The 7,078-nt window shown below is 29.7% G+C and carries 7 protein-coding genes and 1 pseudogene; 1 reads left to right on the plus strand and 7 read right to left on the minus strand.

Translation table 11 applies throughout. The features are described 5' to 3' along the window. Positions 1–101: 101 nt before the first annotated feature. Genes V6U76_RS03635 through V6U76_RS03650 form a run of 4 tightly spaced genes read right to left on the minus strand, consistent with a single transcriptional unit; the run spans position 102 to position 1,575 of the window. Positions 102–524: a Na(+)/H(+) antiporter subunit B gene (locus V6U76_RS03635; RefSeq protein WP_333023667.1), complete on the minus strand. Its 423-nt coding sequence runs from the start codon at positions 522–524 to the stop codon at positions 102–104. Beyond that, positions 517–1,047: a DUF4040 domain-containing protein gene (locus V6U76_RS03640; protein ID WP_333023668.1), complete on the minus strand. Its 531-nt coding sequence runs from the start codon at positions 1,045–1,047 to the stop codon at positions 517–519. Before V6U76_RS03640 ends, V6U76_RS03635 begins: the two co-directional genes overlap by 8 nt. Further along, positions 1,037–1,330 (minus strand): monovalent cation/H(+) antiporter subunit G, encoded by a 294-nt coding sequence (mnhG, locus tag V6U76_RS03645; RefSeq protein ID WP_333023669.1) that lies wholly within the window; start codon positions 1,328–1,330, stop codon positions 1,037–1,039. The genes V6U76_RS03640 and mnhG overlap by 11 nt, the downstream gene beginning before the upstream one ends. Continuing rightward, positions 1,327–1,575 (minus strand): monovalent cation/H+ antiporter complex subunit F, encoded by a 249-nt coding sequence (locus V6U76_RS03650; RefSeq protein WP_333023670.1) that lies wholly within the window; start codon positions 1,573–1,575, stop codon positions 1,327–1,329. The genes mnhG and V6U76_RS03650 overlap by 4 nt, the downstream gene beginning before the upstream one ends. Here V6U76_RS03650 and V6U76_RS03655 point away from each other — a divergent pair. Then, on the plus strand, positions 1,487–1,702 hold the full coding sequence (locus V6U76_RS03655; RefSeq protein WP_333023676.1) for a hypothetical protein: 216 nt from the start codon (positions 1,487–1,489) through the stop codon (positions 1,700–1,702). The genes V6U76_RS03650 and V6U76_RS03655 overlap by 89 nt on opposite strands. A 41-nt stretch (positions 1,703–1,743) precedes the next feature. Here V6U76_RS03655 and V6U76_RS03660 read toward each other — a convergent pair whose 3' ends face one another. From V6U76_RS03660 to V6U76_RS03670, 3 genes and pseudogenes are all read right to left on the minus strand, one after another. Further along, complete coding sequence (locus V6U76_RS03660; RefSeq protein ID WP_333023672.1) at positions 1,744–3,018, minus strand: M16 family metallopeptidase; 1,275 nt, start codon at positions 3,016–3,018, stop codon at positions 1,744–1,746. 212 nt (positions 3,019–3,230) lie between these two features. Beyond that, positions 3,231–6,725, minus strand: coding sequence for an ankyrin repeat domain-containing protein (locus V6U76_RS03665; protein WP_333023674.1), 3,495 nt, complete (start codon positions 6,723–6,725; stop codon positions 3,231–3,233). Between the two features lie 113 nt (positions 6,726–6,838). After that, positions 6,839–7,078: pseudogene (locus V6U76_RS03670) on the minus strand (ACP S-malonyltransferase); the annotation flags it as partial.

Consider the following 7,078-nt stretch of genomic DNA (forward strand, 5'->3'; position numbering starts at 1 on the left):
GCCCTAATTTAAGACTAGAAATTCATCGCAACATAACCTCACATTTCAGAAAGATTGAAACTTATAACCTGTTTAAAATCTATGATAAGGTATACTTTTTATTATTTACTCCTATTTTTTTGTGCAAAGTTTATATATATCATAAGCATAGAAGCACAGACAGTTAAGCCAACTCCAAGTTCAATCAGAAAAATCCCTAGCTTTTGTCCAGCTACTTTATTACTCAGCAATGCATTATAGGATAAAAAATTACTACCAAGTAACATTGTTAGAACCCCTGTTCCAGTGTAAAGTATAATGCCAAACGCTACTACAAACTTTATTACTGAATAAGGTATTGCTTTTAAAGTAGTTGATATACCAAATAACATCGCATGCAGTATTAATCCTGAGGCAATAATGATTCCTGCTTGAAATCCACCTCCAGGGCTATAATCACCATGAAATTGAATATATAGACCAAGTAAAATGATAAAAGGTATCATAAAAAATGATATTATATTTAGTATTGGATCTTTAATCATTTTTTTCCTCCTTTAATATTACTGTCACACATACTGCTGCAGTAAATACTACAATTGTCTCACAAAGAGTATCGTATCCACGGAAACTTGCTAGAATCACTGTTACTATATTCGGTACATCAGCAACTTTTTTTGTGTTTTCTATATAGTATGGTGCAACGTGATTATGAATTGGTGCATTCTGTTCACCAAAATGCGGCATATTTTGGATCAATGTGAATAAGCATAGGAATATTACAATCATCAATATAATGATGAATATATTATGCTTTAATTTCTGAGTTTCCTTCTTTTTCATTAAAGATAGTGCTTCAAACATAAAAATTGTACTTAGACCAGCACCTACAGACGCTTCTGTAATTGCAACATCTGGTGCACTCATTAAAACATATGTGCATGCAATAAATAAGCTAAATAAAGACACTAAAATTGTATTAATTACTAAGTTATTCGATATTAAAATTGCAAATGATATAACTAGTAATAATGTTGGTAATATTATGTTAAACCAGCTAATTACCACTTTTACGCTTTCTATTAGATAGATTATTGGTATTTGCTAAAATATAACTGCTAGTTGAGTTTGTTATCCATATAATAAATATTAACAATACAATTTTTATTGTATTAATCGAGAATTCATTTTGCAAAGCAAGACCAATTAACAGCAGAGATGATCCTGCAGAGTCAGTAATGCCTGCAGCATGTAGCCTTGTATATAAATCTGGAAACCTGATTACCCCTAAGCTAGATACTACTATACAAAACATACCAAAAAATATGAAAACCAATCCCAAGTAAGTCATTTGATCAACATAAATTTCATGAAAGCTATTGTTGATATAAAACTGATGCTTGCATACAGTAACGCTATATCAAGCACAAAAAAATTGCTAGTAACAATCGATATTATTGTTATTAATAAAATTATTTGAGTTGATATAATATTCATTATTAATACTTTGTTAAATAAATCACTTGATTTGAAAAGTATACGACATAGCAGCATCACTATACAAAATAATAAACAAAAAGCACTAACTCCTATCATTTTTTATATAGAAACTAATATTATTTATATAAGTGTAATTGCTATACTAGTCAATAGATTCATATGTTTGATAGACGACGTAAAAAAACAAGTAGTATTAGAAATAAAGAGAATAATCGATAAATAGTATTATATGTTTTTATATAATCTATAATTTTGTAATAGTTTCTAGATCTTTAAAGAAGAAACTATTTCATCATAACTTGGCAATAGACCAATTTCTCCAATTGCTGCTAAAGTTATTTGTCCACATCTTGAGAGTAAAGAAGCTACTACCTCTTTTATATTAGTAATACTTACGTCATTGATTCTCTCTATTAGTTCTTCTTTACTGATATATCTATTATAGATGGAGTAATGATGGTTCAATATCTCTGCCCGTGCACTCATACTTTCTCTAGACATTAAAATTTGAGATGTTATTCTGCACTTTACTCGCGTTACTTCTTCTTCTGTTAAATTCAGTAATACATTTTTTAATTCTTCTGTAATTGAGGTAATAAGCTTTCTTAAATTACTACTATCTGTTCCAGCAAAAATAGATAGTATGCCTGTATCGGTATAACTTGAATTAAATGAATAGATAGAATATGCAAGACCCTGTTTTTCTCTTATTTCTTGAAAAAGCCTTGATGACATTCCTTCACCAAACAGAGAATTAAAAACCTGTAATGTACAGTATTTATTATCATAGTAAGATACTCCAGGAAAACCAATAAGTAGATTCACCTGATCCAATTTACGATATTCTAAATATTCACCTCCTGTATAATGTGCATCATGAAATTTTCTTCTTGATTTCGTGCAGATTTTTGACAGAACTTTTTCAACAAATAAAACTACCCTCTCATGTACAATATCTCCTGCAATAGCAAGTAAAATATTTGTACCGGAATAATATTCATCTATATAGTTATTCAAATCCGCACGAGTGAAAGATTGCACAGTTTCTTTTGTACCTAAAATAGATCTACCAAATGATTGGTTCCTATATGCTACTTCCATATATTTATCAAAAATTATATCATTAGGTAAATCATTGGTTTGAAAAATCTCTTGTAATACTACTCCTTTTTCACGTTTTAATTCATCTTCTGGAAACACAGAATTTATTAATATATCAACCAGTATTTCAAGACCTATTTCTAAATCTTTGTTCAGGATTTTTGCGTAGTATGTAGTACTTTCTCTTCCGGTACTAGCATTAAAGATTCCTCCTATATCATCAAAAGCTTTTGCAATGTCAAATGCAGTTCTAGTTTTTGTGCCTTTAAAAGCCATGTGTTCTAGAAAATGGGATATGCCGTTCTTATCATTACTTTCAGATCTGCTACCAGTATCAACTCTGATGCTCAAAGCTATGGAATTTACATCATTAATATGTTCAGTAATTATACGCAGTCCATTACTAAGTTGTGTTAATTGAGGTATACATTTCTCCATATATTTATTTTCAGTTATGTATGAATTCTTATTTTATCCTAATTCTCTTTATTTTAAAACAAAATATCTTTTTATCATGTGAGTATATTACAAAAAACTGTTATTAAATAATTGGAATTGATAATTTAAGATAGATGCTTTGCAAGAATAGATATGTTTAGAAACCTTTAGTTTTATTCTAAATCTGCAAATTATAGAGCATCTATTTGATTTTAGCACAACCCAATATTTTGAACCCCATTGTTGCGTTCTGCTTTGATTCTTTCTCTCCAAGATCGTCTTTCAAAATTACCTTTTTCAACCGCTTCAAAAACAGAAGACCCTCCTAATAAACAATTTTTCCCTACTTCTTCTTTAGTATTTTTTAATTGGAAAAATTTTTCTCTATCTTCTACCTCAACTTTTATTTGATTATCCTGATTTTTATCAGGATATAACCGGATATTTAATTTTCCTAAACTAGTATTAAATGTTAATAATATTCCATCATCACCAAAAATATCAGTATAATTTCTTACATTATCCCTAATTTCAACTTCTGCTTTATTTTTACCAACTTGTATTATATTGTTGTTTGCTTCTATACTTCCTCGATCTAAGTTTAAATCTTTTATTCGATTTGTAATTTTTACAATATCTACTGTGCTATCTGGTGAATATTCAAAATGAAAAGTTGTGTTATCTATACCTAAGCTATTCAACTGACCATTTGTAACTGCATTTTCTCCAACTTCTCGCAATTTACTCATACGCTCACTATAATTTTTCTCAGCTTTCTTTATATTGATTTTGTGATTTTTATGATTTTTAAATATTGTATTAAGTTTTCTATCAGTTTCTTTATTAAATTTAGCTCCTTTTGAAACAAGGTCACAAACAATGCTACTTGCTATATTTAAATCTTGCTTATCTTTTTTTCCTTTTAATAACTTACATAAGTCATTTATTTTAGATTCTGCAAAAGTGCAACTTTCATTTTCAGGACAATTTAATTGTCTTCCAATATTTATCTCATTACTTACTTCAATTTTTAATTCACTTATACTTTTTGATATTGGTTGTGTTGATTGATTGTTTTCCAGTAGATTAACTGCTTTTTCTTTAAGCGATTGCTTAGGTGAACTGTTACATTTATTTTTCGATTGATCATTCACAGATAGGTTGTTACCTACTTCTTCTTTATCACTTGCAGGAATACCTGAGTTATTTTCATCGCCTTTTTTCTCACTTGTATCCACTGGTAAATTTGCTTGTTGATCACTAGTATCATAAGTCCAATGATCAACTTTCGCAGTAGTATTCTTATTACTAGCCCACAAATCTAAGCCATTATCAACTATTTTCTCTGCATCGCTATTATCTGGCTCTTCCCAATTGCTATTAGATACTGAGCTACTTGCATTCCAACTACCTATTTCAACTTCATTATTTTTGCATATTGCTTGTAATTCACAAGAAAGATCTGGATATAAACTTGGAGGTTCTGCAACATAAGAACCTATTTCTTCATACATGTTGTCTAACAATGGTGCATTAGGCACTTCCTCAAACTCTATAGGAGAAGAAGACTGCATACCAGCTGCTCTCTCTTTAAAAGCATTATCTAATATTTCTTCTATATATTGATTACCACAAGCATATTTTAGTGCTCTTTTGATGCTATTCATTTTAGAGATCTGTGCTAATTCTTTTATGACCTCTAAATTATCAGAATTTAGATTTTCTTTGCTAACTGCTCTCTTAACAGCAATTTCTATTGCAGTGAGACCTCTGCTCAATAATTTTGAACTATCTTTAATATTCGGATTTGCACCGTTCAATAAAAATTCATGCACAGCATCAGGATTATCAGCTATGTGTAAAGGTGTTGCTACGCTATATTGTGTGTTGTCTTGTATATTAATAACACAGCTTGGGTCTAAATTTCCATCTCGGACGTTAATAAAAATACTCTTACTAGTATTTTCCTTTCTTACTAGAATATCACTATTATCTATACTTTCAACGTCATATTCTTTTCCGATATCGCCAATGTCATCCTTTTTGAAACTTTTACACTTTAAATTTATATCTGCTCCATTTCTTATCAAACAGTTTATCATATTAATGTTGCCATATTTAGCTGCAATATGAATTGGTGCAACACCATTTTTATTTTTAGCATCAATGTTTATTCCTGCTTTGACAAGAAGATCTATTGTTTCTTCACTGCAACCAAACTTGATAGCATGATGTAAAAGGTTATTTCCATGATAATCTACAATTCTTGCTGGATTATTTTTTCCATACTTAAAAAGTAATTCCAATATTTTAGGCTCTTTTACTGCGTAATGAAATGCTGTAAAACCAAAGTTATTTTTTTTACTTGGATCTGCACCTCCTTCTAGAAATATCTCTACTGTCTCTTCGTTTCTTGATTCTGCAGCAAACATTAATGCTGTATTACCGTTTTCATTTTTCTCATTAATAAAGTCTTTGATATGAACCCTCCAATCTTGCTTGACATAGTCTATAATGGTTTGTGTAATAGAGTAGGTATCATCATTCAGATCTAATTCAGTTGGTGTACTATCTCTTGGTGAATCGTGGCGTCTTATAAACCTATAACTGTTATAAGATGCGAAATGTAAAACATTATTGTTTTTTTTATCTTTAGCATAAACATTTGCTGTGTTTTTAAAATAAGGTTTACCGTCGTCTACTTTATGTTTCCCATGTATCAGTAAATGCACTATATTTGCACTTCCTAGTAAAGCAGCACAATGTAATGCACTTCGTCCGAGTTTATCCGTTGAATTAATAATTTCCTTTACTGCACTTTCTTTTTGCTTTGTTAAGAATATTTCTGGAATAATATCACTATTTGACATTATAGCATAGTGAAGTAGTGGTTTTCTCAATTCATCATGTGTAGTACTAATTATTGCTCCATTTTCTACTAGTAATTCCACATTTTCTACAAAGTTAGAATCTATAGCAAGATATAGTGGAGTATATCCATTTTTATCTACAGCATTGATATCTGAGTCTGCATCCAGGAATAGTTTAGTAATATTATAATTGTTGCAAGGAATAGCCGTATGCAGAGGAATACGCTTATACTCATTCTTAATATTAGGATCTGCCTTTTTTCTTAAATTTGTTTTTTCTTCTGAATCTAGACAAAAAAGCATCTCAACAGAAACACTATTATTGTTCTCAGCAGCAATATGTAGTGGTGTATTCCCACTTTTATCTTGTAAATTTGGATCTGCTCCGCTATTTAGAAATAATCGTAAAATTTCTGGACTAGTAGCTGCAAATTTATGTAGTAGGGTTGATTCATTATCATCTCTTTTTAACTCAAGAACAGTACATAGATCTTCAGAGGAAGATTCTTCTTCTTTCTCTAAAAATTGTTCAAGTTGTTTAATACATTTACTATATTCAGAAGCGTCCTGAAATTTATCAATTTGATTAAGAACACTCATCAATTTGTTATTAATTTCTTTTTGATATTCTGTAAGTTCAAATTCGTAATTTACAGTTTTTTCACCATTATCAAATCCAATATCACTGTTAAACGTATTGTGCTTCGATAACTTTCTTCTACTTACAAGAGGTGATATGCTGTTTGGGTTAGTTACTAGCGTTTTTGGTTGTGTATGATTTAAATGACCAAAACCATACTCTATAAAATTAGGTTCTGTGTGTTCGAACTCACTCATATTTCCCTCTATAAATTGCCTTACATAGTTTCATTATGTACAGGAAATATTAGCTATGTATTAATATGCATAATATTTTAAATGATTATTTAGTGAGATTAAAAATTTATAAGTTACACTGCAATCAATACAAACTCTTCGAAGAAAGAATTGATTACATCCATGCTATCTATGTTAAATACTTCTACAGAGTTAGTTATTCTTTTTATGAGATTTGATAAAACCTTATTTGGTCCAATTTCAATGCACCTAGCTATATTATTTTTTGCCATAAATAAAACTATTTCTCTCCACCTAACCTTACTTATAATTTGCTGAGATAATAAGTCCTTTATAACTTCAGGTTCAGTTTC

Origin of the sequence: Wolbachia endosymbiont of Pentidionis agamae, assembly GCF_036711655.1 — a bacterium.
In the GTDB taxonomy this organism is placed as follows: domain Bacteria; phylum Pseudomonadota; class Alphaproteobacteria; order Rickettsiales; family Anaplasmataceae; genus JAZHPY01.